Source organism: Flavobacterium sp. 90, assembly GCF_004339525.1.
In the GTDB taxonomy this organism is placed as follows: Bacteria; Bacteroidota; Bacteroidia; order Flavobacteriales; family Flavobacteriaceae; genus Flavobacterium.
Genome location: NZ_SMGE01000001.1, coordinates 2104683 through 2122175, shown reverse-complemented (window position 1 = coordinate 2122175; position 17493 = coordinate 2104683). Strand labels below are relative to the sequence as shown.

Below are 17493 nucleotides of genomic sequence, written 5' to 3'. Positions count from 1 at the left end.
AATAATGAAAAAATATACTTTCCATATCATAACGATTTTCATGTCACTTTTGATTTTTGTTTCCTGCAAAGAAACGAAGAACAATACTGTACAATCGACTAAAACTTCTGTTCTAAAAGCGGGTTACGAAATAGAACCGGTTAACATTCAAAATGTAAAACTGACCGATTCTTTTTGGTTGCCTATTATCAAAAGAGTACAGGAAGTGACGATTGCATATGCCATTCAGAAATGTAATGAAGAAGGACGTTTTGAGAATTTCTTAATCGCCGGAAAACAAAAAACAGGAGAAGTTCGCGGACAAATGCCTTTTGATGATACTGACGTTTATAAGATAATCGAAGGCGCATCAAATACTTTAATTTCTGCACCAAATCCAAAACTTGAAAAAGTATTAGATTCCTTAATTGCCATTGTAAAAATTGGTCAGGAAAAAGATGGTTATTTAACAACGTGGAGAACTATAAATCCTGCAAAACCACCAGCACCTTGGGTTCCTGTAATTGAAGGAAAACGTTGGGAATCCCTGCAAATTAGTCACGAATGTTACAATGCAGGACATTTAATTGAAGCTGCTGTAGTACATTATGAAGCAACAGGAAAAACAAATTTTCTTGAAATTGCGATCAAAAATGCCGATTTGTTTGTGAAAACTTTTGGTGATGGTCCAGGTCAGGTAAAAGGAGTTCCGGGTCATCAGATTATTGAAACGGGTTTGATTAAATTGTATCAAATTACCGGAAAAGAAGATTATTTAAAGTTAGCAAAATACTTTCTGGACAATCGCGGAAATCCTAATAATCATAAATTATATGGCGAATATGCACAAGATCATATTCCGGTAATTCAGCAAAATGAAGCTGTTGGTCACGCCGTTAGAGCTGTTTATATGTATGCAGGAATGACTGATATTGCCGCTATTACCAAAGATAAAGGTTACACGGATGCTGTAAATAATTTGTGGAGCAATATGGTCAACAAAAAAATGTATATCACTGGCGGAATTGGTTCGAGACACGACGGAGAAGCTTTCGGTGACAATTATGAATTACCAAATTTAACGGCTTACAACGAAACTTGTGCTGCAATTGGCGATGTATATTGGAATCACAGATTGCATAATTTGACTGGAAAATCACAATATTTTGATGTGATCGAAAGAACAATGTACAACGGATTAATCTCGGGAATTTCGCTTGACGGAAAAGAATTTTTCTATCCAAATGCTTTAGAAGCCGATGGTGTTTTCAAATCAAACAGAGGATCTTGTACACGTCAGGCTTGGTTTGATTGTTCTTGTTGTCCAACAAACTTAATCCGATTTGTGCCTTCGATTCCGGGACTTATTTATTCGAAATCAAAAGAGGTGCTGTATGTGAATTTGTACGCTTCAAACAACGCAGCTTTTACTTTAGGAAAAACCGATTTACAGATTTCTCAACAAACCGGATATCCTTGGAACGGAAAAGTAAATATTTCGGTTAACCCGAAAAAAGAAAGCCAATTCACAATTAAACTTAGAGTTCCGGGTTGGGCAAGAAATGAAGTTTTGCCGGGAGATTTATATTCTTATAAAAAAGCTTCAACTCAAAAAGCAACTATTAATCTGAACGGAGAAACATTGGCAATTCAGCCAGAAAACGGATATTTCACCATTACCAGAAATTGGAAAAAAGGAGATAAAATCAACCTTAATTTTCCAATGGAAGTTCAGGAAGTTGAAACCAATGCAAAAGTTGAAACCAACAAAAATAAAGTTTCTCTGGAATATGGACCAATCGTTTATGCTGTCGAAGAAGTTGATAACAAAAACAATTTCGATAAAATAAATGTAGCGTCCGGAGATACTTTCAAAGTAAAAAAAGAACCTAATTTATTGCAAGGCGTAAACGTAATCGAAAATTCAAAATTCAAAGCGATTCCGTATTATAGCTGGTCAAACCGCGGAGTTGGGAAGATGAAAGTTTGGTTGGATTATGAGAAGTAAGAGAATAGATTATAGAAAATAGAATAAAGAGGCAAGAATCAAGATAATGGCGCAGATGATAGGATAAAAAAGATTTAAAAAAGTTCCGGAGGAACGATTCATATTGTAGAGACGGATTTCAATCCGTCAGACGCAATCGGAATAAAGAATTAAAAAGATTAAAAAATCTGCTCGATCTGCTCAATCTGCGAGAGAAATATTTAAACACATAGAAAACATAGATTTCTAAATGAATAAAAAAGAGAATAAAACAAATCTGGATTTGCACACATAGCTATGTGAATTTAAACAAATGAAATGCCTTTTTTAAGAAATCTATGTATCTATGTGTTTAAAACGTCAAAAATCAGAAAATAAATCTGCTCAGATCTGCAAAAATCTGCGTGAAACAAAAAATAAAAATCCGTTTTTATCCGCGTTTTCACTTTAGTGAATAAGTATCATCCGCGAGCCATAAAAACATAAACATAAAAAAATGAAGTCCAATTTAATTACCAAAATTACCCTTTGTGGTTTATTGCTGAATGGCTTTTATGCATCGGCACAAAAAAATAATCTTCAGGTTGACGTTGCAAAAACGGTTACCAAAATTCAGCCAACGATGTACGGAGTGTTTTTTGAAGACATCAATTTTGCTGCCGATGGAGGTTTGTATGCCGAAATGATTAAAAACAGATCGTTTGAGTTTCTGTTTCCAATGATGGGCTGGCAAGAACCAAATAGTGATAGACATAAATTGAATGAACAATCAGGAATTGCAAATGTAATTCAGTATTCGAAACAAGGAACCAATCATAATTATTGCAGAGTTACGGTTAATAATGCCAGTGGTTATGAACTGATAAATGAAGGTTTCAGAGGAATGGGAATCAAGAAAGATCTGAAATATAATTTGACTTTAAAAGCTTCAAAATTATCCGGAAACATTTCGAAGATTAAGATTCAGTTTATTGATAAAGACAATAAGGTTTTAGGAGAAACTTCGATTGTTCCAACTTCAAAAGACTGGGGCAATTATACCGCACAGTTAACATCGAATGCGACCGAAGCAAAAGCAAAATTAAAAATCACTTTTGAAGGAACGGGAGTAATTGATTTGGATAATATTTCTTTGTTTCCAGAAGATACCTGGAAAGGGAGAAAAAACGGAATGAGAGCTGATTTAGTACAATTATTATACGATTTAAAACCGGGATTTTTACGTTTTCCGGGAGGCTGTATTGTTGAAGGAAGAACTTTGGCAGAGCGTTATCAGTGGAAAAAATCAGTTGGAAAAGTAGAAGAAAGAGAAACGGCAGTAAACCGTTGGAATATGGAATTTGCGCATCGTCCGGCACCAGATTATTTCCAGAGTTTTGGATTAGGATTCTTCGAATATTTCCAACTTTCTGAAGATATTGGAGCTTCTCCATTGCCAATTTTAAGTTGTGGAATGGCTTGTCAATTCAACACAGGACAATTAGTTCCGATGGATCAATTGGATCCTTATGTGCAAGATGCTTTAGACTTAATTGAATTTGCAAACGGCGATCAAACTACTGCTTGGGGGAAAGTTCGTGCTGATATGGGACATCCAAAACCATTTAATTTAAAACATATTGGAGTTGGAAATGAACAATGGGGACCAGATTATATCGAGCGTTTCAAAGTGTTTCAAAAAGCGATAAAAGAGAAATATCCAAACATCACGATTGTTTCCGGAACTGGACCTTTTCCTGATGGAGATTATTTTGATTACGGCATGAAAGAACTTAAAAAATTGAATGCTGAAATAGTTGACGAACATTATTATAAAGATCCGGCTTGGTTCCGTAAAAATGTAACTCGTTACGACAATTATGACCGTAAAGGGCCAAAGATTTTTGCAGGAGAATATGCAGCGCAAAGTGTAGCGATTGCAAGTCCAGATAATAAAAACAACTGGGAATGTGCTTTTTCTGAAGCTGCTTTTATGACCGGAATGGAGCGAAATGCTGAGGTTGTTCACTTGACTTCTTACGCACCTTTATTGGCTCACGTAGAAGGTTGGCAATGGACGCCGGATATGATTTGGTTCAATAATTTACAATCTTACGGAACGCCAAATTATTATGTTCAGAAATTATTCTCTAATAATAAAGGGACAGATTTAATCAATATTACAAAAGACGGAAAAGCAGTTACAGGACAAAATGATTTGTTTGCATCGGCAGTAAAAGATGTGAATTCTAAAGAAGTAATCCTTAAAATTGTGAATGCTTCTGCAACAGCTCAAAATGCTTCAATTGATGTAAAAGGAGCAAAATTAGATTCAAAAGGAACGGCAGTCACTTTAAAAGGTGACGGAATAAATGATGAAAATTCTTTTGATGCTCCAACGAAAATTAGTCCAAAAGAAAGTGAATTTAAGGTAAATGGAAGCAAGGTTCAATATGATTTTCCGGCATACTCTGTTACCGTTTTGAAAATTAAGATGAAATAATCGCAACAGAATAAATGTAAAACCAACGTTTATTTTTTGTTTTGCTCTTAAACTCTTGTTTTGATGCATTATTTGTAAAAATTCAAGCGTCTATTTTTATTAAGTGTTTTTTATACACTTATAAATTATTTATAATTATATTTGTCATTATTATTAAATGAATTTCGAATGAAAAATTACGTTATAGGATTGGACTACGGAACAGATTCAGTTCGAGCGATGCTAATAGATACTGAAAATGGGCAAGAGTTGGCATCAAATGTTTCTCATTATAAAAGATGGAAAAACAAGCAATATTGTGATGCGTCGATAAATCAATTTCGCCAACATCCTTTAGATCATATTGAAGGTTTGGAGATTACGATTCAGACTGTTATAAAAGAGAGTAAAGTTGATCCTTCGTTAATAAAAGGAATCTGTATTGATACAACCGGATCTTCTCCGGTTCCTGTTACGAAAGACGGAATTCCGTTGGCATTGACAAAAGGTTTTGAGGAAAACCCAAATGCGATGATGGTGCTTTGGAAAGATCATACTTCGATAAATGAAGCAAACGAAATCAACGAATTGGCGGTAAGCTGGGGCGGAGAAAATGTAACCAAGTATGTAGGTGGAATTTATTCATCAGAATGGTTTTGGGCAAAAATTCTGCACATTGCAAGAGAAGATGAAGCGGTGAGAAATGCAGCATATACGTGGATGGAACATTGCGATTTAATGACGTATTTATTAATCGAAGATAAAGATTTAAAAACCTTCAAAAGAAGCCGTTGCGCTGCAGGTCATAAAGCAATGTGGCACGAAGACTGGAACGGACTTCCTCCGGTTGAATTCTTAGAAAAATTACATCCTTATTTAGCTCAACTTCGTGGTAATTTATATGATGAAACATATACATCAGATTTAGTTGCCGGAAATTTAAGCAAAGAATGGGCAGATCGTTTAGGACTTTCGACAGAAACAATTGTAGCTGTAGGAACTTTCGATGCACATTCCGGAGCTGTTGGTGCTAAGATTGGAGAAAATACTTTGGTTCGTGTTATGGGAACTTCAACCTGCGATATTTTGGTTGGTTCTTACGATGAAGTTGGAACAAAAACCGTTCGCGGAATCTGCGGACAAGTTGATGGTTCTGTAATTCCAGGATTTATTGGTTTAGAAGCGGGACAATCTGCTTTTGGAGATTTATTGGCTTGGTACAAAGAATTATTGCTTTGGCCAACAGATCATTTATTAACAGCTTCAACTGTTTTAAATGACGCTCAAAAAGAACAATTAAGAGAAGAATTCAGCGATAAATTAATTGTAGAATTAACAAAAGAAGCAGAGAAAATTCCGGTTTCAGACAGTCTTCCAATTGCTTTAGACTGGATCAACGGAAGAAGAACTCCAGATGCCAATCAGGAATTAAAAAGTGCGATTTCGAATCTTTCTTTAGGAACAAAAGCGCCGCATATTTTCAAAGCTCTAGTAAACGCTATTTGTTTTGGAGCAAAGAAAATCGTGGATCGTTTTGAAGAAGAAGGTGTAAAAATTGACAGCGTTATCGGAATTGGTGGCGTTGCAAGAAAATCTCCTTTTATCATGCAAACATTGGCAAATGTTTTAAACAAGCCAATTAAAATTGCAGCTTCAGATCAGACGCCGGCTTTAGGAGCGGCGATTTATGCGGCAGTTGCAGCAGGAATTTATCCAAATGTAATCGAAGCAAGTCAAAAAATTGGAAGTGATTTTGACGGAGAATATTTCCCTCAATTAGACAAAGTAGCGGCTTATCATAAACTGCTTTTGGCATATGATCAATTAAGTGCTTACGAAGATCCAACTATTAAAACATCGCAACATGAGTTCTCTTTATAAAGATTTAAAACAGGAATGTTATGAAGCCAATATGCAGTTAAATGCATTGAATTTGGTTGTATATACATTCGGGAATGTGAGTGCTGTTGATAGAGAAAATGGTGTTTTTGCCATTAAACCAAGTGGTGTTCCGTACGAAGATTTAAAACTTGAAGATATTGTAATTGTAGATTTTGATAATAATATTATTGAAGGAACAATGCGTCCGTCATCAGACACTAAAACGCATGCATACCTATATAAAAACTGGCCAAATATTGGAGGCGTTGCGCATACACATGCAACGTACTCTGTGGCTTGGGCGCAATCGCAACGTGATATTCCTATTTTCGGAACCACGCATGCAGATCATTTAACGGCTGATATTCCGTGTGCGCCACCGATGGCAGATGCACTTATAGAAGGAAACTACGAACACAATACCGGAATTCAGATTTTGGATTGTTTCAAAGAAAAAAATCTTTCTTATGAAGAAGTAGAAATGATTTTGATTGGAAATCACGGTCCATTTGCTTGGGGAAAAAATGCTGCAAAAGCCGTTTATAACAGTAAAGTTTTGGAAGTAGTTGCTGAAATGGCATACCTGACTTTACAAATAAATCCAAACGCACCAAGATTAAAAGATTCCCTTATAAAGAAACATTACAATCGTAAACACGGAAAAGATTCGTATTACGGGCAGTAATTTAGATGAAAGAAAATAGAGTAAAGAGGAAAGATTTTTGACTTTTCGAAACTTGAAACTAAGAATAACAAAAAGATAAATAACAAAGATTTTCTGCATTTCAAACTTGAAACAAAGAAAACTTGAAACAAAATAAAAGACATGATTGACATTTCTCAAAAAGAAGTTTGGTTTGTAGTAGGAAGCCAGGAATTATACGGTGAAGAAACACTAAGAAAAGTAGCTGAACATTCACAAATCATTGCAAAAGGATTAGACGCATCATCTAGTATTCCGGTAAAAGTGGTTTATAAAGATGTGGTAAAATCTCCATCTCAAATATTAGATGTTTGTTTGGCTGCGAATTCAGAGAAAAACTGTATTGGGATTATTGCCTGGATGCATACTTTTTCACCAGCAAAAATGTGGATTGGCGGATTAAGTATTCTAAAGAAACCATTATGCCATTTACACACACAATATAATGCTGAAATTCCGTGGGGAAGTATCGACATGGATTTCATGAACCTGAATCAATCGGCACACGGAGATCGTGAGTTTGGTTTTATCATGTCTAGAATGCGTAAAAAACGTAAAGTAGTTGTTGGACATTGGGAAGATCCTCGTGTTTTGAACAAACTTGGTGTTTGGACAAGAGTAGCTTTAGGTTGGGATGAACTTCAGAACTTAAAAGTAGCTCGTATTGGAGACAATATGCGTGAAGTTGCCGTTACAGAAGGCGATAAAGTTGAGGCTCAGATTCGTTTCGGAATGTCGGTTAATGGATTTGATTCATCAGATGTGACGAAGCATATCGAGAAAGTTACGGAGCAACAATTGAATGATTTATTGGCAGTTTACGAATCTTCTTATTCTTTAACAGATGCTTTAAAAGAAGGCGGAGCACAAAGAAGTTCACTAGTTGAAGCAGCAAAAATAGAATTAGGTTTAAGAGCTTTCCTTGAAGAAGGAGGTTTTGGAGCTTTTACAGATACATTTGAAAATCTTGGAGCTTGGAAACAATTGCCGGGAATTGCAACACAAAGATTGATGGCAGATGGTTACGGTTTTGGTGGAGAAGGTGATTGGAAAACCGCTGCAATGGTTCGTGCATTAAAAGTAATGAATGTTGGTCTTGAAGGAGGAACATCTTTCATGGAAGATTATACTTATCATTTTACACCTCAAAAATCATATGTTTTAGGATCGCATATGTTAGAAATTTGTCCATCTATTGCAGATGCAAAACCTTCGTGCGAAGTGCATCCGTTAGGAATTGGCGGAAAAGAAGATCCTGCACGTTTGGTGTTTAATTCACCTGCCGGAGATGCAATCAATGTGTCATTAATAGATTTAGGGAATCGTTTCCGTTTAATTGTAAACGAAGTTGAAGCTATTAAACCATTGGCAGATTTACCAAAATTACCGGTTGCAAGAGTTTTATGGGATTGTAAACCAAACCTTGATATCGCAGCAACAGCTTGGATTCTTGCCGGAGGAGCGCATCACACGGTTTACAGCCAGGCAATCACAACAGAATACATGGAAGATTTTGCTGATATCGCTGGAATCGAATTATTGGTTATTGACGAAAAAACTACTGTAAGAGAGTTTAAAGATAAAATCAATGCAAACGAAGCTTATTTTCATTTGTTTCAACACGGACTTTAATTAGTCAAAAGTCGAAAGTCATAAAGTCCGAAAGTTTTAGTTACTTTGAAGAAAAGACTTTATGACTTTTGACTTTAAGACTTTACTAACTAAAAAATAACCATTTATGAATGTACTAAAACGTTGCCTTTTTGGATTTAGCCTTTTGAGTTTGGCTGCAATTTCTGTTCAATGTAAAAACGATAAAAAAATGGATGCTACAACAGTTTCTTCAGATGAAAAAGCTACGGTTACAATCGAAAAATCTTCTTACGGAACTACTGCAAAAGGAGAAAAAGTTGATAGTTATAAATTGAAAAACCAAAATGGGATGGAAGTTGATATCATCACTTTTGGTGGAAGAATTACAGATTTGAAAGTGCCAAATAAAGAAGGTGTTTCTGAAAATGTAGTTATCGGATTTAATTCTTTGGCACAATATGAGAAAGAAAATCCATTTTTTGGAGCCTTAATCGGAAGATATGGGAACCGAATTGCTAAAGGGAAATTCACTTTAGACGGGAAAGAATATCAATTGGCAATTAATAATGCTCCAAATGCTTTGCACGGAGGACCTCAAGGATATTTTAACGTGGTTTGGAAAGCTGATGAAGTTAAATCTGGAAGTACAGCTACTTTAAAATTATCTTACCTAAGTAAAGATATGGAAGAAGGATATCCTGGAAATCTTCAGGTTTTTGTAACGTATACATTGACAAATGATAATCAATTGGAAGTTTTGTATGAAGCAACAACAGACAAGAAAACAGTTGTAAACCTAACGCAACATTCTTATTTCAATTTATCAGGAGATTTTTCTAAAACAATCTTGGATCATGAATTGACTTTGAATGCTGATAAATTAGTTCCGGTTGATGCAACTTTAATTCCGACAGGAAAATTAGAAGATGTTGCGAATACACCTTTCGATTTCAGAACTCCAAAATTAATTGGAAAAGATATCGAAGTTAAAAACGAACAATTAGAAAGAGGAAAAGGTTACGATCATTGTTGGGTATTGAACAATCCTGAAAAAGGAAAAACAATTATTGCAAAAGTATATCACGCAGCCAGCGGAAGAGTTATGGAAATGACAACTGACGAACCTGGAATTCAGTTTTACTCAGGGAATTTCCTTGACGGAACTTTACCAACACGCGACGGTAAAACATACGGACACAGAACAGGACTTTGTTTAGAAACAGAACATTATCCGGATTCTCCAAATCAAAAAAGCTTCCCAACAACGGTTTTAAACCCGGGAGAAAAATATAAGACTAAAACTGTTTTTAAATTCTCAGTACAAAAATAGTTTTAGAATTTGTTTAGTAATTAGTAATTCTCTAAGAAACCTCGAAAGGAGTACCTTTCGAGGTTTTTTTATTTGTAATTATTAAAGTACGTTACGATTTATAGGATTTTGTTAATTTATTCAATTCTTTCCTATATTTGAGAGATAACTATTATAAAAACTATTTGCAAATGAAAAACCCAGTTAAAGCATTACTTCTATTATTAACATCTTCAGTATTTGGAATCGCAAATGCTCAGGTTCAGATGAATTTTAAATTTGACACGCCTTATGGTAAAAATACTGCTGTGGGAAAATTTGCTGAAATCAATGGCGCTAAAATCTATTATGAAGAATATGGAAAAGGAGAACCGTTGTTATTAATTCACGGAAATGGAGGAAGTATTGAATCAATGGGAAATCAGATCGATTATTTTAAAAGTAAATACAGAGTTATTGTTGCTGATAGTAGAGGACAAGGAAAATCAGAGTTGAAAACAGATTCTTTGACTTATGTTCAGATTACAAAGGATACAGAGGAATTAGTTAATAGGTTAAAACTAGATTCGATAAGTATTATTGGATGGAGTGATGGTGGAATTGTTGGTTTGCAAATGGGGATTTCCGGTAAGTCAAAAATAAAGAAAATTGTGGCGATGGGAGCAAATTTAAGACCCGATTCTACAGCTGTTAATTCGTGGGCTACAAAGGATGTTCAGAACCTGAAAAAAATGATTGCATCAAAAATTAAAGAGAAAGATACTAGCGAAAATTGGAATTTACAAAAACAGCTTGCTGGACTTTTAGTAAATCAACCAACTATTGCAACTAAAGATTTATCAAAAATTAAAGCAAAAGTGCTTATAATAGCGGGAGATAAAGACGTTATTAAAAATGAACATTCGGTAGAAATTTTTGAAAACATACCTAAGGCTCAGTTGTGTATTATGCCTGGAGAAACGCATTTTGCACCGGCTTCAAGTCCGGAAGTATTTAATGCATTATCAAATAAATTTTTATCAGAGCCGTTTAAGAGACCAGATTCAGATTGGACTAAATGGGGTAAATAAAAGCAGACTCAAAGTTTTATTAGTTTAGTAATTCTTAGAAAAAACCTCGAAAGGAGTACTTTCGAGGTTTTTTTTATTTATAGGTTACAGTTTAATTAAACTTAATATTTAATAAATCACTTTTTTAGTTGCGATCCGATTATCGTTCAAAACTACTTTGACTATTAAAACCTGATTACTGGATCTTAAACTATTGATAACTAATTTAGAATCAGATATTCCTTTTTTCTTGTAAAGTAAATTACCTGATACATCAAAAACTGATACCTGATTGATTGCCTGATTAGTCGTCTCGACAGTAAGCACTTGATTAAAGGCAGTTACAGAAGTTATTTTTTCAGCTGAATCTGTATCTGTAGATTTTGCAAATGCAGATAAAACGGTAACAGTCGTTGGATCAGAATTTACAGCAAAACAAGTTCCGCTTTGAACAACAGCTCTAAATTGAGTAGTTTCTGTTAATGGTCCCGAGGTGTAAGTTGTATTCGTAGTAAAGATATTCGACCATACAGTAAACGGACTTACGGAAGATTGCCATCTAGTAACAAATGACGTAGTACCTGAGAGTGTCAGTAAACCGCTTGTACTTCCAGAAGTAATTGTTGTACCACCCGTAACAGTTCCGCCAACCAGTCCTGTGGTTACTGTTATAGATATTGGGTAGGATGCTGAACAAGAAGTATTGTTAACTGTTATAGTTCCTGAATAAGTTCCTGGCAAAACATTTGCTTCAATGCTAAATATGTTTAAACCGCCGCCTGATGCGAAAGTAAAGGAAGTAGTAGGCTTATCTACTAATAGTGCATCATTTGCTGTTTGATCCCAATCGATAGAATAGCTTATAGGACTGCCGCTAGAGGCCGTATATTTGAAAAATCCATTTTGAAGATTATTGCTTGAACAAATTGGATCAATTACTCCTGTTGTTGTAAGCGTAGGCTTCTGATTTACCGTTAGGGTAAAAATGTTACCAGAACTAACTACACCATTTGCATTTTTCACAGTCAATGTTCCTGTATAAGTTCCCGCAGGTGTATTTCCTTGTATGTATACTAATATAGGAGATTCTTGCAATGGCGCATCAGTAACTCCGGAAAGAATATTTGCCGAAGATGCATCCCAAACAATACTATAGGTTACAGGACTTCCTGATGTAGCACTATAACTTAATGGTGTACTATTTAAAAAAGCATTGATGTCCGGACAAATGTCTTCTGTAGAAGTTGCTAATGCTATTGTTGGTGCAGGATCATTGATTGTTATGGATATTGGTTGAGATTGAATACAAGTCGACTCATTAGAAAAATATATTACACCATAATAAGTTCCAGACGGAACATTTGCAGGTATTATAATTGTATTAATTTGTCCACCTTCAGACTTAAAAGTCAACATAGAAGTTGGCTGATCTACTAATAAAGCAGCATTTGCTGTATCATTCCAATCAATTGAATATTTTGTAGGAAGAAGCGTGATTAAATCCGAAGCAAAATTAAGATATGTTAATGAAGTAATTTGAGGTTCGATACTTGTGACAGCCGAGGTAATTTTTCCCTCATTAGTTATATTAACATAACCAAGCGTATCTACAAATAAAGTAAAAGTATAATCTGAACTTACTACACCATTTGCATTTTTAACTGTTAATGTACCTGTGTAAGTTCCTAGATCAGTTTCGGTAGGAATTCCAATTGTTATGGGACTAGTTGGTAATAATGCGTCCGTGACAGGTTCAAAACTATTTGCGGGAGATGAATTCCAAACAATACTGTAGGTTGTTGGGTTTCCTGTAGTTCCTGTATAAGCCAATGTTGTACTTTGTTCATCATCAGGATCAGCATAACAAGTAATTGCAGCAGAAGCATCTAATGCAATAGTTGGTGCAGGATCAGTGATTGTTATAGATATTGGTTGAGATTGAGGTGCACTACATGTTTCATTAGAAATGAATAATAAACCAGTGTACGTTCCTGCCGGAACATTTGCTGGTATTACAATTGTATTGATTACACCTCCACTAGATACAAAAGTAAACGGAGTACTTTCCTGATCTGTTAATAAAGCAGTATTTGCTTCAGCATCCCAATCAATATAATAAGATGTAGGATTTTCCGAAACTTCAGTGTAAGTTAAACTTGCATTTTGACTGCTCGTAGTTGCCTCAACCGAAGCAATAACTCCTGTTGTAGTAATTGTTGGAGATTCATTTACATTTATTGTAATTGCAATAGGAGAACTTTTGCATCCGGCTTCATTTTTTACAGTTAAAAAACCTATATAACTACCTACAGCTAAGCCTTCAGGAATTGTTAAATAAACACCATCTGGTGCTAAAGCTGCATCTGTAACTGATACCAAATTATTTGTTGGAGATGAATTCCACGCAATACTGTATGTTGTAGGAGAACCATTGACTGCAGCAAAATAAAATACATCTTCAAATGAACTATAACCAAAACAAGTATTGATTGTAGTGTTTTTAAATGTTACAGAAGGGGAATCATTAATTGTTATAGAAACGGGAAAAAAATTCTCGCAATTTCCATCACTAATATAAATTGTACCTGAATAGTTTCCTGCAGAAACATTAGCAGGGACTACAATATTGTTTATAATACCTCCGCCAGAAGTAAAACTAAACGAAGTATTGCCCTGGTCTGCAAAATTATCATCATCCCAATCAATCGAATAGCTCACAGGGTTATTTGTACTGGCAGAATATGTCAATGTTGCATTTTGAGTAGCATCACTACTACAAACTGTATCTATTGTGCCTGTTGTAGTAATTGTAGGTTTTGGAGCTACATTGATCGTAATAACTGAATCTGAACTTATACAACTATCATTTCTTACCGTCAATATACCCGTATAGGTTCCCGGAGCAAGGCCAGGAATTGAAAATGAAATAGGACTTTCAGAGAATTCTTCATTAGTGATCTCTGGTAAATTATTTGATGGCGATGGATCCCAAGCTATACTATATGTATTTGGAGATCCAGTTGTACCACTATAAGGTATATTTATAGTTGAACGCAAATTAAAATTAGCCGCACAAACATTAAACTCAGACTGTGTTAGGGCTATTGTTGGAGTCTCTCCTACTTCTATAGTAAAAGGTGAGCCTACACTTACACAGCCATCTTCATTTTTTACCGTTACGATACCATTGTATTCTCCGGCAGCTGTTCCGGCAGGAAATACAATTGTAAGCTCGTCGGGAAGTAAAGCTGCATCAATAACGTTCGCAAGATTATTAGAGGGGGATGATGCATCCCAAACAATACTATACGTTGTTGGAGATCCTGATAGCTCACTATAAAATAATGATATTGAAGTTGCATCAGTCGCTCCTGAACAAACACCTCCTGAAACGAATGCTCTTTTTATAGTAGGCAATGGTTTTATTACTACAGATATTGGTATAGTTGAATCACAAAACAGCCCTTTAACGGAAAGGGTTCCTGAATAAGTTCCTGCCGGAACATTTCCGGGAATTTCAATTGTATCTATAAGGCCGCCACCAGAAGCAAAATTAAATGGAGTATAGAATTGTTCTAGTAATCCAGCGTTATCGGCCTCATTGCTCCAAACTATAGAATATCCTGTAGGGTTCCCTGTAGATCCGGAATATGCTAATGTTGCATTTTGTAAATTACTACTCGCACAAACTGAATTGATTGTTCCTGTGGTAGTAATTTTAGAAGTCTCCTTTATATTTATAGTAAAAGCAGAACCAAGGCTTGTACAACCATTTGCCGATTTTACAGTTAATGTACCTGTATAAGTTCCGGCAAGTATCCCTGAGGGAATTGTAAATCCAATTGGGCTCACTGGTAAAATTGCATCTGTAACATTCGTAAAATTATTTGTTGGAAATGAATTCCAGACAATACTATAAGTTACCGGAGATCCCGTTGCCCCACTATAAAACAATGATGTTGGCGTTTCATTAGCTCCTGAACAATATATTTGTGAACTAGATAATGCTGTTATAGTTGGTACTTGATTTACTGTAACACTAAAAGTTGAGCCTGGACTGCTAACGGAACCATTTGCATTTTTTACTGTCAATGTTCCTGTATAAGTACCATCTATTGTACCTGCTGGAATAGCAATCGAAATTGGACTGGCAGGTAAAACGGCATCAGTAACTGCTGCAAAACTATTTATAGGAGATCCATTCCAAACAATACTATATGTGGTTGGACTACCTGTTGTTGCGCTGTAGCTTAAATTTGTACTTTGTGCAGCTGCACTTGAGCAAGCACTAGTCGCCGAAGTCGCTAAGGTAATAGTTGGCCTTGGAGCTACTGTAACCGTTGTTGAGGTAGAATTTGCTGTAGCACAAGTACCACTTTGCACAACTGCTCTAAATTGAGTAGTTTCTGTTAATGGACCTGAAGTATAGGTGGTATTTATATTTGCAATATCTGACCATGTTGTAAAAGGACTTACGGCAGATTGCCATTTAACAACTGTCCCTGTATGACCTGATAATGTTAACAATCCGCTTGTACTTCCCGCATTAATGGTAGTTCCGCCAGTTACTGTTCCGCCAACTGATGCCGGAGATACTGTTATTGTAGCAGTATTATTAGTTGTGATATTAGAAGAACAAGATTCTGAAGTAAGATTAGTAATGGTTATGGTACTAGAACCTAAATTAACTAGTCCTGCTGCTGTAAAAGTTCCCGTACCTGCTGTACTAACCGTTAAAGCAGCACCTAAACCCGTAGCAACAGGATTACTTAGATTATATGTTACTAAATAAGAACCTACAGGTAACGAGGCTACACTGCCCGTTAATGTAACTAAAGATGTTATACCAGCAGAAGCACAAATACTTGTAGCAGTTGTACTGGTAAGACTAAAATTAGAACAGCTATAAGCAATAACCACTCGACCAGCTGCACCAGCACCTCCAATTTGCGAAGTACCCAATGCAGAATTTATAGCTCCACTACCAGCACCACCGGGAGGTGAACCTGCATTTCCGGGTGCATTACTTAAAATTAAACCTGAAACGGCAGTACCTCCGGCACCACCTGAACCTGCTCCGGCGCCACCAGCACCAGACGAAAGCAACAATCCTAAAAGATTCCAGGAATTACCATTTCCTCCGTTTGCACCGGCAAATTTAATAGAGCCAGCAGAAGCTGCAATTGTACCTCCAATTCCTCCTGTAGGTGAGCCTCCTGCATTATTAGCATCTCCGCCAGATCCACCTGCCGCTAAAATAGAAGATTCAAAACCGGTAATAGTAGAATTACCTCCTGCGACACCAGCACCATTGGTACCACTGGTTTGGCTTGCAACCACAACATTAAGTGTTGCTCCGGGAGTTACTAATAAAGTATTACTTGCATAAGCACCTCCGCCGCCGCCAGCGGCACCTCTCCCTAAAAGCAATGGAGCACCACTGGCACCTCCACCAGATCCGCCACCACCCCAAGCCTGAACATTGAGACTGGTTACCCCGGCAGGAACAGAAAACGTTCCATTGCCAGTAAAGGTTTTCGTTGATCCCGACTGGGACCACGAATACGTAATAATAAAAACGAGTAATAAAGATAATTTTAGTCTCATAATAATAATTTTTAGTGATTAATAAATTCTCCCTAGTAATTATGAGGCGTGTAGTGAAAAAGAACTTTACTTATTTAAAACTTAATGAAGATTTCTCTTCTAAAGAAGCAACGGTTTTCAAAGTATTGGTATATAGGTATTTAGAAAAGAAGAATGATAAAATTAACCAATATTTTCCTAAAACTCTTGTGCTTATTATTCATATTATTATGTAGTACAACAGATAAAAACAAACTATCCATAAACAATTAACACATTAACTATCAATACATTATAAATGTAATTTCTTACAAAAATATGATTTTTTTAATTTCATGTTTTATTATAGAATTTGAGATTAATTCATTTTTGATTTATATTTACTTACAATTTTTCTATGGGTTAGGGCTTGGAACGCATTTTCCTATTTAATTTATAAAAAATGATACTAAAACACATCTTTAAAGCAGAACTAAATTGGGCTTCAAATAAAAAGCAAGAAGAAACAACAAAGAGATTTTATAGCAAAAGTCATAAGATTTCTATCGAAGGAAAACCTGTTTTAGATGTTTCGGCAGCAAAAGCTTTCAAAGGCGATCCGGAATTATACAACCCCGAAGATTTGTTGTTGAGCAGTTTAGTTTCCTGCCATATGATGTCATATTTATATGTATGTTCTCAAAACGGAATAGAAGTTCTGGAATATTCAGATAACGCCGAAGCAACATTGGAAGTTTCGTTTGAAGGAAGTGGACGTTTTACAGAAGTCAGATTAAATCCGAAAGTAAAGATTTCAAATCCAGATAAAATTGATTTAGCATTAGAATTGCATACAAAAGCAAATCAATTATGTTTTATTGCGAATTCGTGTAATTTTCCTGTTTTGCATAAGGCGAGTTGCGAGGTTGTTATGGAGTAAATTTTCCTCTAAATCAAGTTTTGATG

At 35.7% G+C, this 17493-nt stretch carries 9 protein-coding genes; 8 read left to right on the top strand and 1 reads right to left on the bottom strand.

The genetic code is table 11. The features are described from left to right. Positions 1 to 4: 4 nt before the first annotated feature. From C8C83_RS08560 to C8C83_RS08530, 7 genes are all read left to right on the top strand, one after another. The gene (locus C8C83_RS08560) at positions 5 to 1987 is read left to right on the top strand and encodes a glycoside hydrolase family 127 protein (protein WP_233566035.1); all 1983 of its coding nucleotides are present in this window, start codon (positions 5 to 7) and stop codon (positions 1985 to 1987) included. 475 nt (positions 1988 to 2462) lie between these two features. Then, complete coding sequence (locus C8C83_RS08555; protein WP_121327813.1) at positions 2463 to 4448, top strand: alpha-L-arabinofuranosidase C-terminal domain-containing protein; 1986 nt, start codon at positions 2463 to 2465, stop codon at positions 4446 to 4448. 168 nt (positions 4449 to 4616) lie between these two features. Further along, entirely contained in the window at positions 4617 to 6308 is a 1692-nt protein-coding gene (locus tag C8C83_RS08550; RefSeq protein WP_121327811.1) for a ribulokinase, read from the top strand. After that, the gene (locus C8C83_RS08545; RefSeq protein ID WP_121327809.1) at positions 6292 to 6993 is read left to right on the top strand and encodes an L-ribulose-5-phosphate 4-epimerase; all 702 of its coding nucleotides are present in this window, start codon (positions 6292 to 6294) and stop codon (positions 6991 to 6993) included. The genes C8C83_RS08550 and C8C83_RS08545 overlap by 17 nt, the downstream gene beginning before the upstream one ends. A 141-nt stretch (positions 6994 to 7134) precedes the next feature. Beyond that, entirely contained in the window at positions 7135 to 8643 is a 1509-nt protein-coding gene (gene araA / locus C8C83_RS08540; protein ID WP_121327807.1) for an L-arabinose isomerase, read from the top strand. Positions 8644 to 8749: 106 nt separating this feature from the next. Beyond that, complete coding sequence (locus tag C8C83_RS08535; RefSeq protein ID WP_121327805.1) at positions 8750 to 9934, top strand: aldose epimerase family protein; 1185 nt, start codon at positions 8750 to 8752, stop codon at positions 9932 to 9934. Between the two features lie 170 nt (positions 9935 to 10104). Beyond that, the gene (locus tag C8C83_RS08530; RefSeq protein ID WP_121327803.1) at positions 10105 to 10983 is read left to right on the top strand and encodes an alpha/beta hydrolase; all 879 of its coding nucleotides are present in this window, start codon (positions 10105 to 10107) and stop codon (positions 10981 to 10983) included. A gap of 108 nt (positions 10984 to 11091) precedes the next feature. On the opposite strand, the gene C8C83_RS08525 is transcribed toward C8C83_RS08530, so the two are convergent. Then, positions 11092 to 16569, bottom strand: coding sequence for a T9SS sorting signal type C domain-containing protein (locus C8C83_RS08525; protein ID WP_121327801.1), 5478 nt, complete (start codon positions 16567 to 16569; stop codon positions 11092 to 11094). A gap of 421 nt (positions 16570 to 16990) precedes the next feature. On the opposite strand from C8C83_RS08525, the gene C8C83_RS08520 reads away from it, so the two are divergent. Continuing rightward, positions 16991 to 17467: an OsmC family protein gene (locus C8C83_RS08520; RefSeq protein ID WP_199735287.1), complete on the top strand. Its 477-nt coding sequence runs from the start codon at positions 16991 to 16993 to the stop codon at positions 17465 to 17467. Positions 17468 to 17493: the final 26 nt, after the last annotated feature.

Coding starts and splice junctions, on each gene's coding strand:
- C8C83_RS08560 (WP_233566035.1), top strand. CDS start 5: ATGAAAAAATATACTTTCCATATCATAACGATTTTCATGTCACTTTTG.
- C8C83_RS08555 (WP_121327813.1), top strand. CDS start 2,463: ATGAAGTCCAATTTAATTACCAAAATTACCCTTTGTGGTTTATTGCTG.
- C8C83_RS08550 (WP_121327811.1), top strand. CDS start 4,617: ATGAAAAATTACGTTATAGGATTGGACTACGGAACAGATTCAGTTCGA.
- C8C83_RS08545 (WP_121327809.1), top strand. CDS start 6,292: ATGAGTTCTCTTTATAAAGATTTAAAACAGGAATGTTATGAAGCCAAT.
- araA (WP_121327807.1), top strand. CDS start 7,135: ATGATTGACATTTCTCAAAAAGAAGTTTGGTTTGTAGTAGGAAGCCAG.
- C8C83_RS08535 (WP_121327805.1), top strand. CDS start 8,750: ATGAATGTACTAAAACGTTGCCTTTTTGGATTTAGCCTTTTGAGTTTG.
- C8C83_RS08530 (WP_121327803.1), top strand. CDS start 10,105: ATGAAAAACCCAGTTAAAGCATTACTTCTATTATTAACATCTTCAGTA.
- C8C83_RS08525 (WP_121327801.1), bottom strand. CDS start 16,569: ATGAGACTAAAATTATCTTTATTACTCGTTTTTATTATTACGTATTCG.
- C8C83_RS08520 (WP_199735287.1), top strand. CDS start 16,991: ATGATACTAAAACACATCTTTAAAGCAGAACTAAATTGGGCTTCAAAT.